Origin of the sequence: Mesorhizobium sp. 131-3-5 (assembly GCF_016756575.1) — a bacterium.
In the GTDB taxonomy this organism is placed as follows: domain Bacteria; phylum Pseudomonadota; class Alphaproteobacteria; order Rhizobiales; family Rhizobiaceae; genus Mesorhizobium; species Mesorhizobium jarvisii.
This window is the reverse complement of the sequence record NZ_AP023254.1, coordinates 5,377,858-5,396,764: the sequence shown is the minus strand read 5'-3', so window position 1 is coordinate 5,396,764 and position 18,907 is coordinate 5,377,858. Positions and strand designations below refer to the sequence as shown.

Genomic DNA, 18,907 nt, shown 5'->3' with positions numbered 1-18,907 from the left:
CCCCGACATTACAGCGCCGCGCGCCTTTTGGGGTGCGCAAAGGACGCTGTAACACTTTGATTTTGCGCATGACCTCGAGAATCGATTTCGATTTTCGAGGTCATGCCCTGCGGGAGGTGGCATGGCAAATCCGGTTCTGATCGAGGTTCTGCGCGGCGCGATCGTCGAGAGCGCGCATCGCGGCGCTGTCGCGGTCTTCGATGCCGACGGCAAACCGGTCCTGGAGATTGGCGACACCTCGAAGCCGGTGTTCCCGCGCTCGGCGGTCAAGGCAATCCAGGCCTTGCCGCTGGTGGAAACCGGTGCTGCCGACGCCTATGGCTTCGGCAACCGTGAGCTGGCGCTGGCCTGCGCCTCCCATTCGGGCGAACCGGAGCATGTCGAACTGGCGCGGTCCATGCTGGCCAGGGCCGGGCTCGACGGGTCCGCGCTCGAATGCGGCGCACACTGGCCCTCGAACCATGCCGCCGAGATCGCACTCGCGCGTGCCGGCGGTTCTCCGAATGCGCTGCACAACAACTGTTCAGGAAAACATTCCGGCTTCCTCTGCACCTGCGTCCATTCCGGCATTGCGCACAGTGGCTACGTCAAGGCGGGGCACGCACTGCAAGAGATGGTGCGCGACGCGATGCAGTCGGTCACAGGTGCTGTCCATGGTGCCGATGAGCGGGCGACCGACGGCTGCTCGATCCCGACCTATGCGGTGCCGCTCAGGAGCTTCGCGCTCGGCTTTGCCCGCATGGCCACGACAAATGGCTTCGGCCCCGAGCGGGCCAAGGCGGCAAAGCGGCTGCTGGCGGCCTGCATGGCGGAACCGTTCTTTGTCGCCGGCACCGGCCGCGAAGACGTCGCGCTGATGGAAGCAGCACCTGGGCGGATCTTTGCGAAAGGCGGCGCCGAAGGTGTCCATTGTGCCGCAATTCCGGAGCTTGGCCTCGGTATCGCGCTCAAATGCGATGATGGCGCCCACCGCGCCAGTGAAGCCATGGTCGCCGCCGTCCTCGCCAAGCTGCTGTGTGCGGACGAGGCCCTGGCGGCGAGGCTCATTGAACTGGCAAACGCGCCGATCCAAAGCCGGATCGGAGCCAAGGTAGGCGCGGTGAGGCCGACTGCCGCCCTCAACTGACGCGGTTGCGCTCAACGGTCAAATGCGCAAAACCGCTGCTGCTTAACTGGGTCAGGTCGGCTGTTACCGGCTCGGCCCAGCGCTGGCCGATGACGGCGCCGTTCACCGCGCCGTCGATGACGTTGTCGGAGATGACGGCCGTGCCGGCACCCTCGACCACGCTGACGACGATGCCTGTGCCGGCCTTTCGGATGATGTTGCCGGTGGCCACTACATTGCGCAGATACGGTCCCCAGCCGATCGACATGCCGTAGAGCGGCGCGTTCTCGATGACGTTGTTGGAAGCGATGGTGTCTGCCTCGACGCCGATGCCGACGCCGAAGCCGGGCGGATCGGCTGTGTAGGGGCCGCTGGTCGACAGATTGCGCACGATGTTGCCGGAGCAGACACCCATGCGGCCGCCTTCGTTGAAGTTGACGATCGAGATGCCGTTGGCCGCGCCATCGACGATGTTGTTGCTGATGACCGCACCCTCGAACGAGAATTCGGAATAGACCGCAGTCTCGCCCGAGCGCGAACAGGTATTGCCGGAAATCTGCAGATTGCTGGAGCTGTTGGCGCGGATCGCCGAAAAAGCGCAATCCGAGACGACATTCCCCGAAATGATGACGTTGCCGGCGCGGAAGGCGTTGATGCCATTGCCGTTCTGGCCGGTCCCGCCGCTGCGCGCGCCGATGCGTTCGACACGGTTGCCGGTCACCATCGTGCCGTCTTCGGCCGCCTGCCAGCGATGCACGAGGATGCCGCCATTGGCGCAGTCGGAGACCGTGTTGCCTGATATCGTCAGTCCGGCCGCCTCGACCGAATAGATGCCGGCGTCCGCCGCGCCCGATATGTCGGAGCGTTCGATGCGGCCTGTCGCATGTTCCAGCGCCAGCCCGTTCTTGCCGCTGCCGGTTATCTGGCAATTGTCGACGACGAGATGGCCGACCCGGCGCAGATCGAGCAGCCCTTGCGCATAGTCGCCCATCGAGCGGTTCGAACCGTCGAAGACCAGCCCGCTCAGTTCGATATGGTCGGCCTGTTCGGCCATGAAGAGATGGCCGTCGCCGCCATAGACGATCCGCGTCGCGCCCGGCACGCCGGAAAGGCGCACGCGGCCGGGCAGCGAGAGATTGGACACCACATAGGTGCCCGCCGGCAGGAACACCGGCATGTCCCGGCTGTTCGCGTCGCGCAGCAGCTTGGCGAAGGCCTTGCTCTGGTCGTCGAATGTGCCGGGCTGTACGCCGAGTTCGGTGGCATTGATGGAACCGCGCATCGAGGCTTTTTCGATACCGGTCAGGCCGGCGGCCGCCGCTTTGCCGAGCGCAAGGCCCACAACGGCAAAGCCGGCGGTTCCGGTTAGCAGCGTTCGTCTGTTCAACATCGGCACAGAATCCCAGCGTTCAACCTGACGTCGCAGGAATCGTGCCAAACGTTCCGTTCCTTTTCACAATGACTTGTCGAGCAGCCGCTCGAGGCCTAGGTTCAGGCAATGAGCAGAGCTTTTACCCGCGAAGAAGACAGCGAGAATGCCATTGCCGGCGTCGGCGAGCGGCCGATCAGCACGCACCGCAACCTTGTGACGGAACGCGGCCTGGCGCAGATCGAGGAGAATCTGGCCGATCTGCGCGACGTTCTGGCGAAAGCCGAGAGGAAGGCAGACCGCGAGCGCATCGCGGTGGTGTCACGCGATCTGCGCTACTGGACGGCGCGGCGCGAAAACGCCGAACTGTCCGTGCCGGAGCCCGGCAGCGACGTCGTCCGCTTCGGCATGGGCGTCACGCTGGAAGGCGACGATGGCAAGAAGGTGCATTGGAAGATCGTCGGCGAGGACGAGGCCGATCCCACCAAGGGCAGCATTTCGCATGTTTCGCCCATGGCGGTCGCGCTGTTCGGGAAGAAGGTCGGCGACGTGGCCGCGGTCAACGGCAAGGAATGGGAAATCGTCAAGCTGTCGGACAGTTAGAGCAGCATAGCCTAGTTGGCTGCCAGCAGCCTATCCATCAGCCGGTCCGCCGCTTCCGGAATGACCGTGCCCGGCGGGAAGATTTCAGCCGCGCCGGCTTGCAGCACCGCATCATAATCCTGCGGCGGGATGACGCCGCCGGCCACGATCAGCATGTCGCCCCGACCGAGTTTCTTCAGCGCGTCGCGCAATTCGGGGATCAGCGTCAGGTGTCCCGCCGCCAGCGATGAGGCGCCGATGATATGGACGTCATGCTGGACGGCCAATTTGGCGATCTCTTCCGGCGTCTGGAACATCGCGCCGACGGTGACGTCGAAGCCGAGATCGGCGAAGGCGGTGGCGATCACCTTTTGCCCACGGTCGTGGCCATCCTGTCCCATCTTGGCAACGAGGATGCGCGGCTTGCCGCCGTTTTTCTTCTCGAAAGCGCTAATCTTGTCCTGCAGCCCGTCGACCACGGGGCTGTCGCCAAGCGCCTTGCGATAGACGCCGGAAATGGTCTGCACCGTAGCGACGTGGCGGCCAAAGGCCCGTTCCAGCGCGAACGAGATCTCGCCGACGGTCGCATTCGCACGCGCGGCGCGGATGGCGAACTCCAGAAGGTTCTCATTGCCTTGCGCGGCGCGCGTCAGCGCATCGAGCGCGCTTTCCACCGCAGCGACATCGCGCGTGCCCTTCAGCCGTTGCAGCTTGGACAATTGCCGGGCCCTGACCTCGGCATTGTCAATCTTCAGTACGTCGACCTCGATGTCGGTCTCGGGGCGATGCGCATTGACGCCGACCAGCATCTGCTCGCCCGAATCGATGCGCGCCTGCGTGCGCGCCGCCGCTTCCTCGATGCGCAGCTTGGGAATGCCTTGTTCGGTCGCGGCGGCCATGCCGCCGAGAGCCTCGACCTCTTCGATATGGCTCAGTGCGCGCGCCGCGAGATCATGCGTCAGCCGTTCAAGATAGGCCGAGCCGCCCCACGGGTCGATGATGCGCGTGGTGCCGGATTCCTTCTGCAGGATGAGCTGCGTGTTGCGGGCGATGCGCGCCGAATGATCGGTCGGCAGCGCCATCGCCTCGTCGAAGGAGTTGGTGTGCAGCGACTGGGTATGCCCCTGGGTCGCCGCCATCGCCTCGATCATGGTGCGGATGATGTTGTTATAAGGATCCTGCGCCGTCAGCGACCAGCCGGACGTCTGGCAATGGGTGCGCAGCGACAGCGAGCGTTCGTCCTTCGGCGCAAAATTCTTCTTCATCAGCGTCGCCCACAGCAGCCGCGCGGCCCGGAGCTTGGCCACTTCCATGAAGAAGTTCATGCCGATCGCCCAGAAGAAGGACAGGCGCGGCGCGAAGCGGTCGATGTCGAGGCCCGCCGCGACGCCGGCGCGGGCATATTCGATGCCGTCGGCGATCGTATAGGCGAGCTCCAGGTCGGCCGTCGCACCGGCTTCCTGCATGTGATAGCCGGAGATCGATATCGAATTGAACTTCGGCATGTTCTTCGAGGTGTAGGAGAAGATGTCCGACACGATCCGCATCGAGGGTTTTGGCGGGTAGATGTAGGTGTTGCGGACCATGAACTCCTTCAGAATGTCGTTCTGAATGGTGCCTGCCAGATCCTTCTGCGCGACGCCCTGTTCTTCCGCCGCGACGATGTAAAGCGCCATGATCGGCAGCACCGCGCCGTTCATCGTCATCGACACCGTCATGTCGCCGAGCGGAATGCCGTCGAAGAGCTGCCGCATGTCGAGGATGGAATCGATGGCGACACCCGCCATGCCGACATCGCCGGCTACGCGCGGGTGGTCGCTGTCGTAGCCGCGATGCGTGGCGAGATCGAAGGCGACCGACAATCCTTTCTGGCCGGCGGCAAGATTGCGCCGGTAAAAGGCGTTGGACTCCTCGGCCGTGGAGAAGCCAGCATATTGCCGGATCGTCCACGGCTGCTGGACATACATGGTCGGGTAGGGGCCGCGCACGAAGGGCGGCAAGCCTGGATAGGTGTCGAGATACGGCAGGCCCTTGAGGTCGCCCTGATTGTACAGATGCTTGACGACAAGCCCTTCCGGCGTCACCCGCTGGCCCTTGACCTCGACCGACGCGCGGCGCGGCGGCGCCCAGCCGACCTGACTGAAATCCGGGATCAAGAGGCAGCCTCGATGGATTGGTCGATGCGGGCCGGGAACAGCGCTTCGCACAGCACGACGCCTTCGGTGAAGGCAGGCCGCTGCTCCGCATCCAGCGTCTCGACCGGGCGTTCACCTTTCTGCGGATAGAGTGTGGTGCCGATGATGGCCCGCTCACCGGCCTTGAAGGCTGCGTCGCGCCGGGCGGCGGCGGCGCGAACGCGCTGTTGGATGTGTCCGTCCCGAAGGCTCGACAATACGCCTCCTTCGGCCTCGATCGCCTGCAGCTCCGCCCACGCGGCTTCGCAAAGGTCCGCCGTCAGCGCTTCGACCGCGCCGGACCCATAGGCGGGATCGGCGACATGATCGACATGGCTTTCATTGGCCATGATCAGCTGGGCGTTGCGCGCGACGCGGCGGGCAAAAGGCGCCGGCAGGCCGTGCGCGATCGTATGCGGGAGGATGGAGATCGAATCGGCTCCACCCGCCGCCGCGGCGAAGCAACTGATCGTCGTGCGCAGGATGTTGGTTTCGGGATCCAGCGCCGTCATCATGCGGAATGACGTTTCGGCATGGATGTTGGCCGTGGAGTTGGGGATCGAGCAGGTTTCCTGCACGCGTGCCCACAGCCTGCGCAAGGCCCGCACCTTGGCCATGGAGAGGAACTGGTCCTGGTCGACGCTGAGCGCAAAGCCGATATGCGGCGCGGCATAGACAAGCGGCTGCCGCGCCTTCTCGAACATTCTGAGATACGAGACCGCCGAAGCCAGCATGATGCCGAGTTCCTGCGCTTCCGTGGCGCCGGCATTGTGGAAAACGCGACCGTCCGCTTCCAGCAGCACACCGGGAACGCCCATCGAGAAGAAGTGCGCCAGCGACTGGGGCATCGATTCCTGCAGCGCTTCGATCGACATGCGCAGCCGGCCGGTGCCGGCAAGGATCGCCGCCGGGTCGATGCCGAAGGACAGGTTGAGCTTTGCCGGATCGGAGCGGCGCTTGCTCAGGAACGCCACCAGCCAGTCGGCCATCGGGCGGCTCCACGGGTGCGTGTCGATGCGAATCTGGATCCGATTGAGAGGCACGCCCTCCAGCACCGTTTCCAGCGCCTGAGCGGTTCTCGGCAGACCGTAGCCGAAAGCGTTCGGGGCGCCTTCGAAGACGAGCGACAGTCCTGTCGCACCCTGCGCGATATCGTCCAGAACCTGGGCCTTGGCGCGATCGACGTTGGGGTCGTCGACGCGTTGGCTGACGATCCAGGGCGATCGGGGATTCGTGCGCACGAGCGGTTCGGCCCCGGTCGCGCGGTCATAAAGGGGCTCGATGCGGATGGCGTCGTCGGTGTGCGAAACCAGCTTTTCCTCGAAGGACGCGCCAGCCAGTGCCTTTTCCGCCAGGGCCAGCCATCGCTGGCGCTCGGCGCCAACTGGTTCAACATCCTTGGTCAAGGCTCCGGCGCCCATCCATCTTCCTCGTTCATATGGCCGCACCAGCCGGGCGGTTCACTCTACGGTTCCCGGTCGGTTATCGCAATGCGCATCCCGAGCCTGAATTCGATCCATCAGATATAGGTCGGCTTGAATGGACGAACCATGAACGATTGCCAAACACCAGCAAAATCCGCAAGTTCCAAAATCCGATTTCGACGACAGGCCTGATTGGGACGATTGGCCCCGCTCTGGACAATTGGCATTGTCGCTGTGCGACAGCCTCACTATACCTTCGGGCAAAGGCTGGCTTTTGACTTATCAGTTTGCGGAGATCGGATATATGGCTGACGACACCAGTATTTTCATCGGCGCCAGCCGCAAGCCCGACGACAGCTATCAGCGCCCCGAGCAGTTGCTGCTGCAATATGGGAATCGCCATGGCCTGGTGACCGGTGCCACCGGCACCGGCAAGACCGTCACCTTGCAGATCCTGGCTGAAGGTTTTTCGAATGCCGGCGTTCCGGTGTTTTGCGCCGACATCAAGGGCGACCTGTCCGGTATCGCGATGATGGGCACGGCGCAGGATTTCCTGGTCAAGCGGGCCGCGCAGGTCAAGCTCGACCCTTACGACTTCCAGGAATTCCCCGTCATCTTCTGGGACCTGTTCGGAGAGCAGGGCCATCCCATCCGCGCGACCATTTCTGAAATGGGACCGCTTCTCCTGTCGCGGCTGATGAACCTGACCGACGCGCAGGAGGGCATCATGAACATTGCCTTCCGCATTGCCGACGAGGAGGGCCTGCTGCTTCTCGATCTCAAGGACCTGCAGGCTTTGCTTGCCAACATCGCCGAGCGCGCCGAGGAGATCAGCGCGCGCTACGGCAATGTCACCAAGCCATCGGTGGGTGCCATCCAGCGCACGCTGCTGGTACTGGAGCAACAGGGCGCGGCCAACTTCTTCGGCGAGCCGGCTCTGCGCATCTCCGACATCATGCGCACCACGCGTGACGGCCGAGGCGCCGTCAGCGTGCTGGCCGCCGACAAGCTGATGATGAATCCGCGCCTCTACGCGACCTTCCTGCTTTGGCTTATGTCGGAGCTGTTCGAGGAACTGCCCGAGGTCGGAGATCCCGACCAGCCGAAGCTGGTGTTCTTCTTCGACGAGGCGCATTTGCTGTTTGACGAGGCGCCGAAGGTGCTGATCGACCGCGTCGAGCAGGTGGTCCGCCTGATCCGCTCGAAAGGCGTCGGCGTCTATTTCGTCACGCAGAACCCCCTGGATATTCCGGAAAAGGTCTTGGCCCAGCTCGGCAACCGCGTCCAGCACGCGCTGCGCGCCTATACGCCGCGTGAGCAGCAGGCGGTTCGGACAGCGGCAGAAACGTTCCGCCCCAATCCCGATTTCGACTGCGCCACCACCATCACCCAGCTCGCCACCGGTGAGGCGCTGGTCTCGACGCTGGAGGCCAAGGGCGTGCCGTCCATGGTGCAGCGTACGCTGATCCGGCCGCCATCCTCGCGGCTTGGACCCATAACCCCCGCCGAGCGGCAAATGCTGATCGCGGAAAGTCCGGTCACTGGCCAGTACGACCAGGTCATCGACCGCGATTCGGCTTTCGAGATGCTGCAGAAAAAGGCCAAGGACGCACAGGACGCCGAGCAGCAGGCGCAGCAGGCAGGCACAGGCGGCTCGCGCTGGACCATACCGGGCTTCGGCAATGACGATCCCGCACCGCCGTCCGGTGGCCGCCGCGCGCCGGCGCCGCGCCCTTCCAGTCGCCAGACTGTGGCCGAGGCCGCGATCAAGTCCGTGGTGCGCTCGGTCGGCTCGTCAGTCGGACGCGCCATCGTGCGCGGGATCCTGGGGAGCCTGTCGAGAGGCCGCTGAGCCGCGCCAGGGCCGGTAGCAAGTCGGGCGCAACCTGCTAGATGTTTTCGCGGGTGTAGATCTCGAAGGGCAGGATGTTTGTAAAATTCCCGCCTTCGTTCGGTGTTGAGACAGCGCGGATCATGCCGGCCAAGGTCTCTTGCGCAATGCGGGCGAGGGGGTGCGAGATGATGAAGGTCAGGGTGCCGTCGAGCAGCGCCGGGCGGGTCGACTCCATCAGTTCATAGCCGACAACAACGAGGCTTCCGGCCCTGCCGGTGGAGCGTAGGGCCGCAATAGTGCCGGTGATGCCACCCCCGGCGACATAAAGCCCAGACAGGTCCGGATTTTCGTTCAGCAGCTTTTCGGTCATCTCCTGCGCAATGGCGCTGGATTCGAAAGTCAGCAGCGGCTCGAGCAGCGTGAAGCCAGGCGCGTGCTCGCGAAAATAGGAGCGAAAGCCACTCTCGTTCATCTCCTGGCAGCGATAGCGGTGGTTGCCGACAAGGATGCCGAGCTTGCCGGGTGCGCGGCAGACATGCTCGAACACCCAGGCCGCGGTGCGCCCGACTTTCCAATTGTCCAGTCCGATATAGCGCACATGCCCGGTCGCCGAAATCTGCGAGATCAGCGCAAAGACCGGCACGTTGCGGGCATGCAATGTGTCCACCGCCTGGGTGACGAGGGGATGAACCGCGGCGACGACGCCAACGGCGTCGCATTCGGCGCCGAGCGCCAGCATCCGCGATGCGACATTCTGCGGTGACAGATCGTCCAGAAACTCCGTGCGCAGCTCGATCTCGCAATCGGGCACCGCTTCGGTTGCCAGGCGCAGCGCCTCGGCCATGTTGCGGTAGAAGGCGCGGCCGGGCTGGTGCAGCAGGAAACCGAACCGGTAGCGCGGCCGGGCGGCCGCCACGCGGCTGCGCAGCGCGCCCATGCCGTAGAAACCGATTTGCTCGGCCGCCAGCCGGACACGCTCTCGCATGCCCTGGCGAACGGCGCCCGAGCCGCTCAGCACCCGGTTGACGGTGGCCACCGAAACATTCGCCTCGGCGGCTACATCCTTGATCGTTGGCCGCTTGCCCTGATCCATTTTATCTCATCAGCCTGTCGCATCTGATACAAAAATATCATTGTCCATGCGAGATTGATATGAATGACACAATCAATTTGGAACAAAAATTCTATTCTTGATTCATTTTGGATCAAGATGTTTATCTCGTCAAAAGCAAGCAAGGCGGACGCACCGCCAGCCCAGGGATAGCAGCAGCACAGCGCAGACAGGTTTTCGCCCACCGCTCTCAAACGGTGCGAGGCAGCGCGAGCGTGCGGCCCATTCCAAGGCGTTGCGGGTGCGGCATTGCGGGTGGAGAAATTGCATGGACGATCTCAAATACGGCGTGCGCGACAAGCGCGGCGACTGGAAGCCGAACGGACGCATCGAGGGCGCGCCGTTATGGAACTGGCCGCCCAGGCTGCCGAAGATCCTGGCGTGGTTGCCGGGCTACATCTGGCCGTGGAATGCCTTCCACATGGTTACGGCGCTGCTCTACTGGTTCTATATCGTGCCGAGCGTAGAGACGATGAAGACGATCATCTGGGGCTGGGCACTGTGGCTCTATGCCGTCAACGCCGCGGCGATCCTCGTCTTCTACGGCATCTTCGAGCTGCGCTACTACATCAAGCGCGCCCAGGCGACACGCTTCAAGTACAACCACAAATTCCCAGCCGATGCGCCCTCCGACGTCTTCTGGTTCCAGAGCCAGAACCTCGACAATTTCCTGCGCTCGTTCTTCATCACCATTCCGCTATGGACCGTGGTCGAAGTCATCTTCCTTTGGTGCTTTGCCAATGGCTACGTGCCGTGGGTCGGCTGGCAGGATCATCCGGTGTACCTCGCCGCACTGGTGCTCATCGCGCCGGCCATCCACGAGGTGCATTTCTTCTTTATTCACCGGCTGATCCACTGGGGACCGCTCTATCGCTGGATCCATTCGGTCCATCACAATTCGATCAACCCGTCGCCCTGGTCGTCGCTGTCGATGCATCCGGTGGAAGGGTTCCTCTACCACGCGGTCGCCTTCTGGCACCTCGTTATCCCGTCCAATCCGATCGTCGCGCTGTTCCAGCTGCATGTTGCTGGCTTCGGCGCCGTCAATGGCCATCTCGGCTTCGACAAGCTGGAAGTGACTAAGGACACGGCCGTCAACAGCCATGCCTACACACATTACCTGCACCACAAATATTTCGAGGTGAACTATGGCGGCGACGGGTTGATCCCGCTCGATAAGTGGTTCGGCACCTGGCACGACGGCACCCGAGAGGGTGAAGCCATGATGGACGCCCGCTTCCAGAAAAAGAAAGAACGCATGAACGCCAGGGTGTGAGCAACACCGAGGCGAAGCATTCGTGACGCGCAATCGGGAGAGAGGCGCGCATGGAGCGACGAAGCAGCTGTTTTTCTAATCCGTCTGACGACGGCAACCGGGAGGAATGAAATGAAAACGATCACGAAACTGCTGACGGCGATCATGCTTGCGGGCGTGGCGGCAACATCGGCCACGTCGGCAATGGCAGACGGGGCGAAGATCTTCGTCATCGGCGGCAAGGCGGACGATCCGTTCTGGTCGAAGGTCAAGAAGGGCGCCGACGACGCCGGCAAGGTCGCCGAACTGACCGGCGGCTCGGTGACCTGGCTCGGCCCGCAGAACTACGACAATCTCGGCCCCGACGCGGCCAAGCTGATCCGCACCGCGCTCAGCCAGAAGCCGAGCGCCATTGTCGGCCCCGACTGGGTGCCGGAGGCCATGGACGACGCCTTCAAGGAGGTCGTTGCCGCCGGAGTTCCGCTCATCATCTACAATTCCGGTGGCATGGACGCGGCCAAGCGGCTCGGCGCCATGAACTATGTCGGCAATGAAGAATACGCCGCAGGTCTAGGCGGCGGCACCTACTACGGCAGCCATGGTTCCAAGAACGTGCTGTGCGTCAATACTTTGCCGGGTGCCACCAACACCGAAGACCGCTGCAAGGGCATTGCCGACGCCATTGCCAAGAGCGGCGGCAAATCGACCCAATTGCCGCTGCCCTCGTCCAGCTTCGGCAACCCGACCGCGGTCGCCGAGGCGATCAAGGCGGCCGTGCTGAAGGACAACACCATCGACGGCGTCATCACCATCAGCGCCGGCGATGCCAACAGCGCAGCCAACGCCATCAGCCAGGCCAATGCCGGCGACAAGGTGAAGCTCGCTTCCTTCGACATGGATGAGACCGGCCTGCAGCGCATCAAGGCCGGCACGCAGATGTTCGCGGTCGACCAGCAGCCTTATCTGCAGGGCTATCTCGCGGTCTCGCTGCTGAACGGCTTCGCCAACTATGGGCTGGACCTGCCGACCAAGCCGGTGCTGACCGGACCGGGGATCGTCGACGCTGCCAATGTCGACGCGACAATGGCTGGTGCCGCAGCCGGCGCTCGCTAGCTTGCGCGGATTGCTGTCCGGCCCATCCGAGGGCCGGACATCTTCTGCCCCGCGCCAGGCTCTCCATTGTTCAAGCCAGGGACATTTCGATGACATCCCAAGCCCACGACCAACTCGCCGCGGCACCTACCGCGCCGCTCTCTCAGCGCTCTTCGATGCCCTCGATCGGCAGTCTCGTACGCCGGCCCGAAGTCGGCTCGCTGATCGGCATGATCGCCGTTCTGGTTTTCTTCTCGATCTTCGGCGGCGCCAACTTCATGTCGTCCGGGGGGGCCGCGAGCTGGCTCAACGTCGCCTCGGAACTCGGCATCATCGCGCTTCCCATCGGGTTGCTGATGATCGCCGGGCATCTCGATCTCTCCGTCGGTTCGATGGTCCCCGCCAGTTCGATGACCATTGCCATCCTGTCGGGCCATTACGGCCTGCCGATCATCGTTGGCATCCTCGCCGCGCTCGGCCTTGGGCTCGCCGTCGGCTTCGTCAACGGCGTGCTGGTGATTCGCACCAAGGTGCCGTCCTTCGTCGTCACCTTGGCCACGCTGTTCGCGTTGGCCGGCCTGACACTCGGCCTCTCGGTCATCCTGTCCGGCAGCACCAGCGTCGCGCTGAAGAGCGGGCCGATCGCCAAACTCCTGTTCGGCGACTATCTCGGCGGCAAGTTCGAGGTGACGCTGTTCTGGTGGATCGCCGCCATCCTGATCGTCGGCTTCATCCTGAATTTCTCGCGGTTCGGCAACTGGATCCTGGCCATGGGCGGTGACGCCGTCAGCGCTCGCAATGCCGGCATACCGACGGACCGGGTGACCATAGCGCTGTTCATGAGCAGCGGCCTGTGCGCCTCCTTCGTCGGCATGTCGCAGGCCATCCTATACAACAGCGCCCAGGTGGCCGCGGGGCAGTCCTTCATTTTCAATTCGATCATCGCGGTGGTCATCGGCGGCGTGCTGCTCACCGGTGGCTATGGTTCGGTGGTCGGCATCGTGCTCGGCACCCTGACCTTCGCCATCGTCAACCAGGGTATTTTCTACACCGGCTTCGACGCCAACTGGGCGAGCCTGATCATCGGTGTCCTGCTGCTGGCGGCCGTGCTGATGAACAACACCTTCCGCACCATGGCCCTGACCTACGCGCCGCGCACCAAACTGAGTGCACGCCGATGACCACGCCTCTGCTCAGGCTGACTGGAATCAACAAGTCGTTCGGCCCGATCGACGTGCTCCACGACATCTCGCTCGAGGTCTACAGAGGCGAGGTGCTTTGCCTGCTTGGCGACAACGGCGCCGGCAAGTCTACGCTGATCAAGATTCTCTCCGGCGTCCACCGCCCGACATCGGGCACGATGGAAATGGACGGCAGATCGGTCGCCTTCGACACCCCCCGCGATGCCAGTGACCATGGCATCGCCACCGTCCACCAGTTCGGCGGCACGTTCCCGCTGATGAGCATCGGTCGGTCCTTCTTCGTTGGCGCCGAGCCGACGCGGCGCTGGGGGCCGCTCACCATCTACGACCGCAAGCGGGCCAACGAGATCGCCGTCACCGAGATGCGTCAGCTCGGCATCACCCGCATCGACGACGGCGATCGCCTCGTCGGCGGGCTGTCCGGGGGCGAGCGCCAGGCGCTGGCGATCGCACGCGCCGTGCATTTCGGCGCCAGCGTGCTGATCCTCGATGAGCCGACAGCGGCGCTCGGCGTCAAGGAGGCGGCGCATGTGCTGCGCATCGTGCTCCAGGCGCGCCGCAAGGGCATCGCGGTGATCTTCATCACCCACAATGTCGTCCATGCGCTGACCGTCGGCGATCACTTCGCCGTGCTCATCAGAGGCTCCAAGGCCGCCGACTTCCGTAAGGGCGAGAAAAGCCGCGAGGCGATCACCGACCTGATGGCGGGCGGCGAGCAAATGGCCGAGCTCGAAGCCGAGATCGAGAGCTTCTCGGCGGCTGATGACGGGCATGCGCCGCGCGGTGCGACCCATGTATGATCAGCGAAGGTGCCCATCTCCTCCTCCCCGGCATCTTCCGGTGCGGCCGGCGGGATCCCGCCGGCCGCCTTTTCGACCAACCAAAGAACAGACGGCAAAGTGACAATGGCAAAATGGATTGATGCGTGCGCGACCGATGACATCGACGAAGAGGACGTCATCCGCTTTGATCACGAGGGCCGGACATTCGCCATCTACCACAGCCCCGACGATGCATTCTTTTGCACCGACGGGCTGTGTACGCATGAAAAGGTGCATCTGAGCGATGGGCTGGTTATGGAACACAGGATCGAATGCCCGAAGCACAGCGGCGTGTTCGATTACCGGACCGGCGAAGCGCTGCGCGCACCGGTCTGCGTGAACCTGAAAACCTACAACACGAAGGTCGAGGATGGCCGCGTGTACATCGAGGTCTGACATGTCCGATACCTTCACCCTTGCGGCCTGTGTCGAGATGCTGTGGCGCGACCGGCCGATGGAATGGCGCGTCGAGCGCCTCACCGAGTTGGGCTTCCAGGTCGGCCTCTGGAACTGGCCGGACCATGACCTAGCGATGCTGGAAAGATCCGGCGCGACCTTCTCGATCATGAACGGCTACCTCAGCGGCAGGCTTTCCGATGACGAGGGCGCTGCCGAACTGTTGAAGACGGCGAAGGAGACGGTGGCGGTCGGCAAGCGTCTCGGCGTCGCGCGGCTCAATCTGCACGGCACGGGGCTCGGCGAAGGCGGCCTGCCGGTCACTCCTTGCGAGGCTGTCACCGGTGCCATGTGGCTCAAGGCGCGCGACACGCTGAACCGCATCGCCGACCTCGCCGAGGCGGAAGGCGTGACCTTCACGCTGGAGAATTTGAACCTGCCGGTCGACCATCCCGGCGTGCCGTTTGGACGAGCGGAAGACACGTTAGCGCTAGTGTCTGATGTCAACCGGCCCGGTCTGCGTCTCAACCTCGACCTCTACCATGCGCAGATTGGCGAAGGGAATTTGATCGAGCTGTGCCGCGCCTGCCTGCCCTGGATCGGCGAGGTCCAGGTGGCCGACGTCCCCGGACGCATGGAGCCCGGCAGCGGCGAGATCAATTACCGGGGTATCGCCCATGCGCTGAAGGACATGGGCTACCGCGGGCCGGTGGGCATGGAGGCGTTCGCCTCAGGCGATCCTGAGGCCGCCCTGCAAGCCTTCCGCGAAGCTTTCACCATCTGAGGGAACAAAATGGTCAGCAAAAATACCCGGCCCACCGTCGCCGACATCCGCGCCATGAAGGGCCGCGGGCAGAAGATTTCCATGCTCTACGTCACCTCGCTCGAAGAGGCGGCGGCGGCCGACGCGGCCGGCGTCGACATGCTTTCGATCGAGGGCCGCTTCTTCTCGCCCGAGATGCGCGAGGCGGCCGGCCGCTGCTTCGTGCAGGTCGGGCTTCCCTACGGCCCAGCCGGCAATCTGGTTACGGCGGAGGACTATTTGAAAACCGCCTACCATTTCATGCGCATCGGCGGCGACTGCTTCTACTGCGCCGCCTCGCTCGATATCCAGAAGACGCTGTGCGACAACGCCGTGCCGGTCGTCGCCCATGTCGGCCTGATCCCTTCGCAATGCACCTGGACCGGCGGTTTCAAGGCCGTCGGCAGGACGGCCGAGAGCGCGCGTGCGGTGTGGGATCACGTCAAGCGCCTTGAAACCATCGGCTGCTTCGGCGCCGAGCTGGAAGTGGTGCCGGACCGGATTGCCGAACTGATCACCAGAAGCACGCCGATGATCATGCTTGGCATGGGCGCCGGACCGCATGCCGATGCGCAGTATTTGTTCAGCGAGGACGTACTCGGCCACACCTCAGGCCACAGGCCACGCCACGCCAAGACCTACCGCAACTTCGCCGCCGAGTATGAGCGACTGCAGCGCGAGCGCATCGCCGCCTATCGCGAGTTCATCTCCGATGTGAAGACCGGCACTTATCCCGAGCCGCAGCACGTCGTCTCGATCGCCGACGAAGAACTCGCGGCCTTCAGGGCCCCGCTTGGCCTCTGACGGATACCGCCCTTGAAATCGTTTTAGGCTGCGGCACCGACATGCATGGAAGGAGCGGCGACTGTCCGCCGCTCCTTCGACAAACTCAGAAGATCGCGTTCGTCACTGCCTTGACTGGGCCGAGCAGCACCGATCCGTCCGGCACGCCGGCGTCGATCGGGATGGCCTTGTGGTTGGCCGTCGCTGCCGCCGCCATCGGCTGGCTGGCGTCGCTGGTCACGATGACAGGGGTTTTCGACGGCACGCGGTCGTAGAGGTCGATGATGTCCTGGTTCATCAGGCGCACGCAGCCCGACGACACCGATTTGCCGATCGACTTCCATTCCGGCGAGCCGTGCAGGCGATAGAGCGTGTCCACATTGCCCTGGAAGAGATAGAGCGCGCGGGCACCGAGCGGGTTCTTCAGCCCGCCGGGCATGCCGCCATTGTCGGCGCTGTATGGCTTCAATTCCGGCTGGCGGGCGATCATCTCATCCGGCGGCGTCCATTTCGGCCACTTCTGCTTCCACTGGACGACGGCGTCGCCTGACCATTCGAAGCCGGCGCGGCCGAGGCCGACGCCATAGCGGATGGCCTGGCCACCCGGACGAACCAGATAGAGGAAATGGCCTGTCGTATCGACGACGATCGTTCCGGGCTTCTGCCCGGTCGGATCGGGAACGATCTGGCGTAGGAACTGTGGATCGATCCTGTCGAATGGGATGGCCGGCAGGTCGAAGCCGCCATCGCTGACAGCCGCGTACATCGACGCATAGTCGGCGAGCGGCGGCTCGACATAGGTTGGCTGCGGAGGCTCGACCGGTCCTGGCCCGGTGGTGGCGCATGCGGAAACCGCGATCGATGCGGCGCCCAATGCTGCGGCGTTGAGGAAGCCGCGACGGCTCAGGCGATAGGATTCGATTTCGGCTATGGACATGGCTGCCTTCTTTAGGACTCAAATTGCAACAAAGCGTGAATACGCTTGCCGCTATGCGGGTGCCTGACAACACCTGAGGCGATAGGCGGTTCCGATTCTGGCCCGAACGTGGACAAACAAAGGCGAAGCTGTGACTGCGCCGCCACTGTTGCGCCAGGGTCACAGCTGGACAGCTCAGGCGGTGACCAGCGCTTCGAGGGTCGGCAGGATCAAGGCCGGCGGAAAGTCCCGGTATTCCTCGGGCTGGTTGGAGCGGTTGATCCACACGGTGCGAAAGCCGAATTTGGTGGCGCCGGCTATGTCCCAGCGATTGGAGGACTGGAAGGACACCGCGCCGGGATAGAGGCGCCAGCCGGTGGCGACCATGTCGTAGACCGCCGGATCGGTCTTGAAGCGCCGCACCGTATCGACCGAATAGATGTCGTCCAGAACATGGTCGAGCGCGGCCGATTTGACCGCCGCTTCCAGCATTTCGGGCGAGCCGTTGGAGAGGATCGCCAGCCTGGCTCCAGAGGCCTTGAGCGCCTTCAGCACGGCCGGTACCTCCGGGTAGCAGTCCAGCCGCCAGTAGGCTTCCAGCAGTTTTGTCCTGAGGCCGGGATCGGCGGAGGGGACCTTGCGCAAGGCGAAGTCGAGCGCCTGTTCGGTCAGTTGCCAGAAATCGGCATAGGCGCCCATCAGCGAGCGCACCCAGGAATATTCGAGCTGCTTGGCGCGCCAGATTTCGGACAGCAACTGGCCGTCCGGGCCGATCCGGTCGGCATGCCGGCGCACGGCGGCGTGCACGTCGAACAATGTGCCGTAGGCGTCGAAAACATAGGCGGCGTATTGCATGGCGACAGTTTTGAGGCGAGGCGGGGCAAGGTGCAAGCCTTGATTGCATCGCGGCCCCGCTGGCCTCAACAAAACTCCCCGATGCCCGTTGACGGCAGCGGCCAAAGCATCATCCAATGTTGTCACACAAGATTGATCGGAATGGGATAACGCGATGACACTGGCGGCAGCGGCGCAATCCGCGACATGGACTTTCGTCGACGGCGACTGGTACGAGGGCAATATCGCCATTCTGGGCCCGCGCAGCCACGCCATGTGGCTCGGCACCAGCGTGTTCGACGGGGCGCGCTGGTTCGAGGGCGTGGCGCCCGACCTCGACCTGCACGCCAGGCGGGTGAACGCCTCGGCGATCGCGCTCGGCCTCAAGCCGAACATGTCGCCCGAACAGATCGTCGGGCTGACCTGGGACGGATTGAAGAAATTCGACGGCAAGACGGCGGTCTATATCAGGCCGATGTACTGGGCCGAGCATGGCGGCTACATGGGCGTGCCGGCCGATCCTGCTTCGACCCGTTTTTGCCTCTGCCTTTATGAATCGCCGATGATCTCGCCGACCGGGTTTTCGGTGACGGTATCGCCGTTCCGGCGCCCGACGATCGAAACCATGCCGACCAACGCCAAGGCCGGGTGCCTCTATCCCAACAATGGCCGCGCCATCCTCGAAGCCAAGATGCGCGGCTTCGATAATGCTTTGGTGTTGGACATGCTGGGCAACGTCGCAGAGACCGGAAGCTCCAACATCTTCCTGGTCAAGGATGGCCACGTGCTGACGCCGGCGCCGAACGGCACCTTCCTGTCCGGCATCACACGCTCGCGCACGATGACGCTGCTGGGCGAGTACGGATTCAAGACGACGGAAAAGACGCTGTCGGTGCGCGATTTCCTCGAAGCGGACGAAATCTTCTCGACCGGCAACCACTCCAAGGTGGTGCCGATCACGCGCATCGAGGATCGCGATCTGCAACCCGGCCCTGTGGCCAAGAAGGCGCGCGAGCTCTATTGGGATTGGGCGCATTCGGCGTCGGCCGGCTGACGCGCCGCTTCGGCCTTTTTGTCGCTGCGCGCTTGGCCGCAGGAAAACCGTGTGACAGTTTTCCGGAACCCGCTTAGAAAGGGAACCGGCGCTTCACTTCCGGAGTTGTTCCAGCTCAATCCAGTCCTATCTTAATCCGGTATCCATACCGGA

At 63.6% G+C, this 18,907-nt stretch carries 17 protein-coding genes; 11 read left to right on the top strand and 6 right to left on the bottom strand.

Translation table 11 applies throughout. From position 1 onward, the window contains the following. The first annotated feature begins 121 nt into the window (after positions 1 to 121). Complete coding sequence (locus tag JG747_RS26585) at positions 122 to 1,126, top strand: asparaginase (RefSeq protein WP_202360367.1); 1,005 nt, start codon at positions 122 to 124, stop codon at positions 1,124 to 1,126. Here the strand turns inward: JG747_RS26585 and JG747_RS26580 are convergent. Then, positions 1,119 to 2,495: a TIGR03808 family TAT-translocated repetitive protein gene (locus tag JG747_RS26580; RefSeq protein ID WP_202360366.1), complete on the bottom strand. Its 1,377-nt coding sequence runs from the start codon at positions 2,493 to 2,495 to the stop codon at positions 1,119 to 1,121. The two genes, JG747_RS26585 and JG747_RS26580, sit on opposite strands and share 8 nt — an antisense overlap. A gap of 108 nt (positions 2,496 to 2,603) precedes the next feature. Between JG747_RS26580 and greA the strand changes: the two genes are divergently transcribed. Then, on the top strand, positions 2,604 to 3,077 hold the full coding sequence (gene greA / locus JG747_RS26575; RefSeq protein ID WP_202360365.1) for a transcription elongation factor GreA: 474 nt from the start codon (positions 2,604 to 2,606) through the stop codon (positions 3,075 to 3,077). An 11-nt stretch (positions 3,078 to 3,088) separates the two neighbouring features. Here the strand turns inward: greA and scpA are convergent, their stop codons facing one another. Then, entirely contained in the window at positions 3,089 to 5,212 is a 2,124-nt protein-coding gene (gene scpA, locus JG747_RS26570; protein ID WP_202360364.1) for a methylmalonyl-CoA mutase, read from the bottom strand. Continuing rightward, positions 5,209 to 6,651, bottom strand: coding sequence for a methylmalonyl-CoA mutase subunit beta (locus JG747_RS26565; RefSeq protein ID WP_027046642.1), 1,443 nt, complete (start codon positions 6,649 to 6,651; stop codon positions 5,209 to 5,211). Before JG747_RS26565 ends, scpA begins: the two co-directional genes overlap by 4 nt. Before the next feature lie 307 nt (positions 6,652 to 6,958). Here JG747_RS26565 and JG747_RS26560 point away from each other — a divergent pair, with 307 nt between their 5' ends. Beyond that, positions 6,959 to 8,506, top strand: coding sequence for a helicase HerA-like C-terminal domain-containing protein (locus JG747_RS26560; protein ID WP_202360363.1), 1,548 nt, complete (start codon positions 6,959 to 6,961; stop codon positions 8,504 to 8,506). 37 nt (positions 8,507 to 8,543) lie between these two features. Here the strand turns inward: JG747_RS26560 and JG747_RS26555 are convergent, their stop codons facing one another. Further along, positions 8,544 to 9,581, bottom strand: a complete 1,038-nt coding sequence (locus tag JG747_RS26555; protein ID WP_038645533.1) for a LacI family DNA-binding transcriptional regulator — start codon at positions 9,579 to 9,581, stop codon at positions 8,544 to 8,546. A 286-nt stretch (positions 9,582 to 9,867) separates the two neighbouring features. Here JG747_RS26555 and JG747_RS26550 point away from each other — a divergent pair, with 286 nt between their 5' ends. The 7 genes from JG747_RS26550 (at position 9,868) to JG747_RS26520 (ending at position 15,971) form a co-directional block, all read left to right on the top strand. After that, the gene (locus tag JG747_RS26550) at positions 9,868 to 10,875 is read left to right on the top strand and encodes a sterol desaturase family protein (RefSeq protein ID WP_202360362.1); all 1,008 of its coding nucleotides are present in this window, start codon (positions 9,868 to 9,870) and stop codon (positions 10,873 to 10,875) included. A gap of 111 nt (positions 10,876 to 10,986) precedes the next feature. Next, positions 10,987 to 11,967: a sugar ABC transporter substrate-binding protein gene (locus tag JG747_RS26545; protein ID WP_019857097.1), complete on the top strand. Its 981-nt coding sequence runs from the start codon at positions 10,987 to 10,989 to the stop codon at positions 11,965 to 11,967. Between the two features lie 155 nt (positions 11,968 to 12,122). Next, complete coding sequence (locus JG747_RS26540; RefSeq protein ID WP_202362358.1) at positions 12,123 to 13,127, top strand: ABC transporter permease; 1,005 nt, start codon at positions 12,123 to 12,125, stop codon at positions 13,125 to 13,127. Then, entirely contained in the window at positions 13,124 to 13,948 is an 825-nt protein-coding gene (locus JG747_RS26535) for an ATP-binding cassette domain-containing protein (protein WP_202360361.1), read from the top strand. The genes JG747_RS26540 and JG747_RS26535 overlap by 4 nt, the downstream gene beginning before the upstream one ends. Before the next feature lie 105 nt (positions 13,949 to 14,053). Continuing rightward, the gene (locus tag JG747_RS26530) at positions 14,054 to 14,365 is read left to right on the top strand and encodes a MocE family 2Fe-2S type ferredoxin (RefSeq protein ID WP_019857100.1); all 312 of its coding nucleotides are present in this window, start codon (positions 14,054 to 14,056) and stop codon (positions 14,363 to 14,365) included. 1 nt (position 14,366) lies between these two features. Next, on the top strand, positions 14,367 to 15,149 hold the full coding sequence (locus tag JG747_RS26525; protein WP_038645542.1) for a hydroxypyruvate isomerase family protein: 783 nt from the start codon (positions 14,367 to 14,369) through the stop codon (positions 15,147 to 15,149). 9 nt (positions 15,150 to 15,158) lie between these two features. After that, positions 15,159 to 15,971 (top strand): 3-methyl-2-oxobutanoate hydroxymethyltransferase, encoded by an 813-nt coding sequence (locus JG747_RS26520; protein WP_038645545.1) that lies wholly within the window; start codon positions 15,159 to 15,161, stop codon positions 15,969 to 15,971. Positions 15,972 to 16,056: 85 nt separating this feature from the next. Here JG747_RS26520 and JG747_RS26515 read toward each other — a convergent pair whose 3' ends face one another. Next, positions 16,057 to 16,887 carry a L,D-transpeptidase gene (locus tag JG747_RS26515; protein ID WP_019857103.1) on the bottom strand — a complete coding sequence of 277 codons (831 nt, stop codon included), beginning with the start codon at positions 16,885 to 16,887 and terminating at the stop codon, positions 16,057 to 16,059. Between the two features lie 174 nt (positions 16,888 to 17,061). Further along, positions 17,062 to 17,721, bottom strand: coding sequence for a haloacid dehalogenase type II (locus tag JG747_RS26510; RefSeq protein ID WP_019857104.1), 660 nt, complete (start codon positions 17,719 to 17,721; stop codon positions 17,062 to 17,064). Positions 17,722 to 17,875: 154 nt separating this feature from the next. Between JG747_RS26510 and JG747_RS26505 the strand changes: the two genes are divergently transcribed. Then, positions 17,876 to 18,754 (top strand): branched-chain amino acid aminotransferase, encoded by an 879-nt coding sequence (locus JG747_RS26505; RefSeq protein ID WP_019857105.1) that lies wholly within the window; start codon positions 17,876 to 17,878, stop codon positions 18,752 to 18,754. Positions 18,755 to 18,907 lie beyond the last annotated feature (153 nt).

What these genes read in the sequence shown, in the direction of transcription:
- JG747_RS26585 (WP_202360367.1), top strand. Translation starts at nt 122, where the DNA reads ATGGCAAATCCGGTTCTGATCGAGGTTCTGCGCGGCGCGATCGTCGAG.
- JG747_RS26510 (WP_019857104.1), bottom strand. Translation starts at nt 17,721, where the DNA reads ATGCAATACGCCGCCTATGTTTTCGACGCCTACGGCACATTGTTCGAC.
- JG747_RS26560 (WP_202360363.1), top strand. Translation starts at nt 6,959, where the DNA reads ATGGCTGACGACACCAGTATTTTCATCGGCGCCAGCCGCAAGCCCGAC.
- JG747_RS26540 (WP_202362358.1), top strand. Translation starts at nt 12,123, where the DNA reads ATGCCCTCGATCGGCAGTCTCGTACGCCGGCCCGAAGTCGGCTCGCTG.
- JG747_RS26530 (WP_019857100.1), top strand. Translation starts at nt 14,054, where the DNA reads ATGGCAAAATGGATTGATGCGTGCGCGACCGATGACATCGACGAAGAG.
- JG747_RS26545 (WP_019857097.1), top strand. Translation starts at nt 10,987, where the DNA reads ATGAAAACGATCACGAAACTGCTGACGGCGATCATGCTTGCGGGCGTG.
- JG747_RS26580 (WP_202360366.1), bottom strand. Translation starts at nt 2,495, where the DNA reads ATGTTGAACAGACGAACGCTGCTAACCGGAACCGCCGGCTTTGCCGTT.
- JG747_RS26525 (WP_038645542.1), top strand. Translation starts at nt 14,367, where the DNA reads ATGTCCGATACCTTCACCCTTGCGGCCTGTGTCGAGATGCTGTGGCGC.
- JG747_RS26515 (WP_019857103.1), bottom strand. Translation starts at nt 16,887, where the DNA reads ATGTCCATAGCCGAAATCGAATCCTATCGCCTGAGCCGTCGCGGCTTC.
- JG747_RS26550 (WP_202360362.1), top strand. Translation starts at nt 9,868, where the DNA reads ATGGACGATCTCAAATACGGCGTGCGCGACAAGCGCGGCGACTGGAAG.
- JG747_RS26520 (WP_038645545.1), top strand. Translation starts at nt 15,159, where the DNA reads ATGGTCAGCAAAAATACCCGGCCCACCGTCGCCGACATCCGCGCCATG.
- JG747_RS26565 (WP_027046642.1), bottom strand. Translation starts at nt 6,651, where the DNA reads ATGGGCGCCGGAGCCTTGACCAAGGATGTTGAACCAGTTGGCGCCGAG.
- JG747_RS26535 (WP_202360361.1), top strand. Translation starts at nt 13,124, where the DNA reads ATGACCACGCCTCTGCTCAGGCTGACTGGAATCAACAAGTCGTTCGGC.
- greA (WP_202360365.1), top strand. Translation starts at nt 2,604, where the DNA reads ATGAGCAGAGCTTTTACCCGCGAAGAAGACAGCGAGAATGCCATTGCC.
- JG747_RS26505 (WP_019857105.1), top strand. Translation starts at nt 17,876, where the DNA reads ATGACACTGGCGGCAGCGGCGCAATCCGCGACATGGACTTTCGTCGAC.
- JG747_RS26555 (WP_038645533.1), bottom strand. Translation starts at nt 9,581, where the DNA reads ATGGATCAGGGCAAGCGGCCAACGATCAAGGATGTAGCCGCCGAGGCG.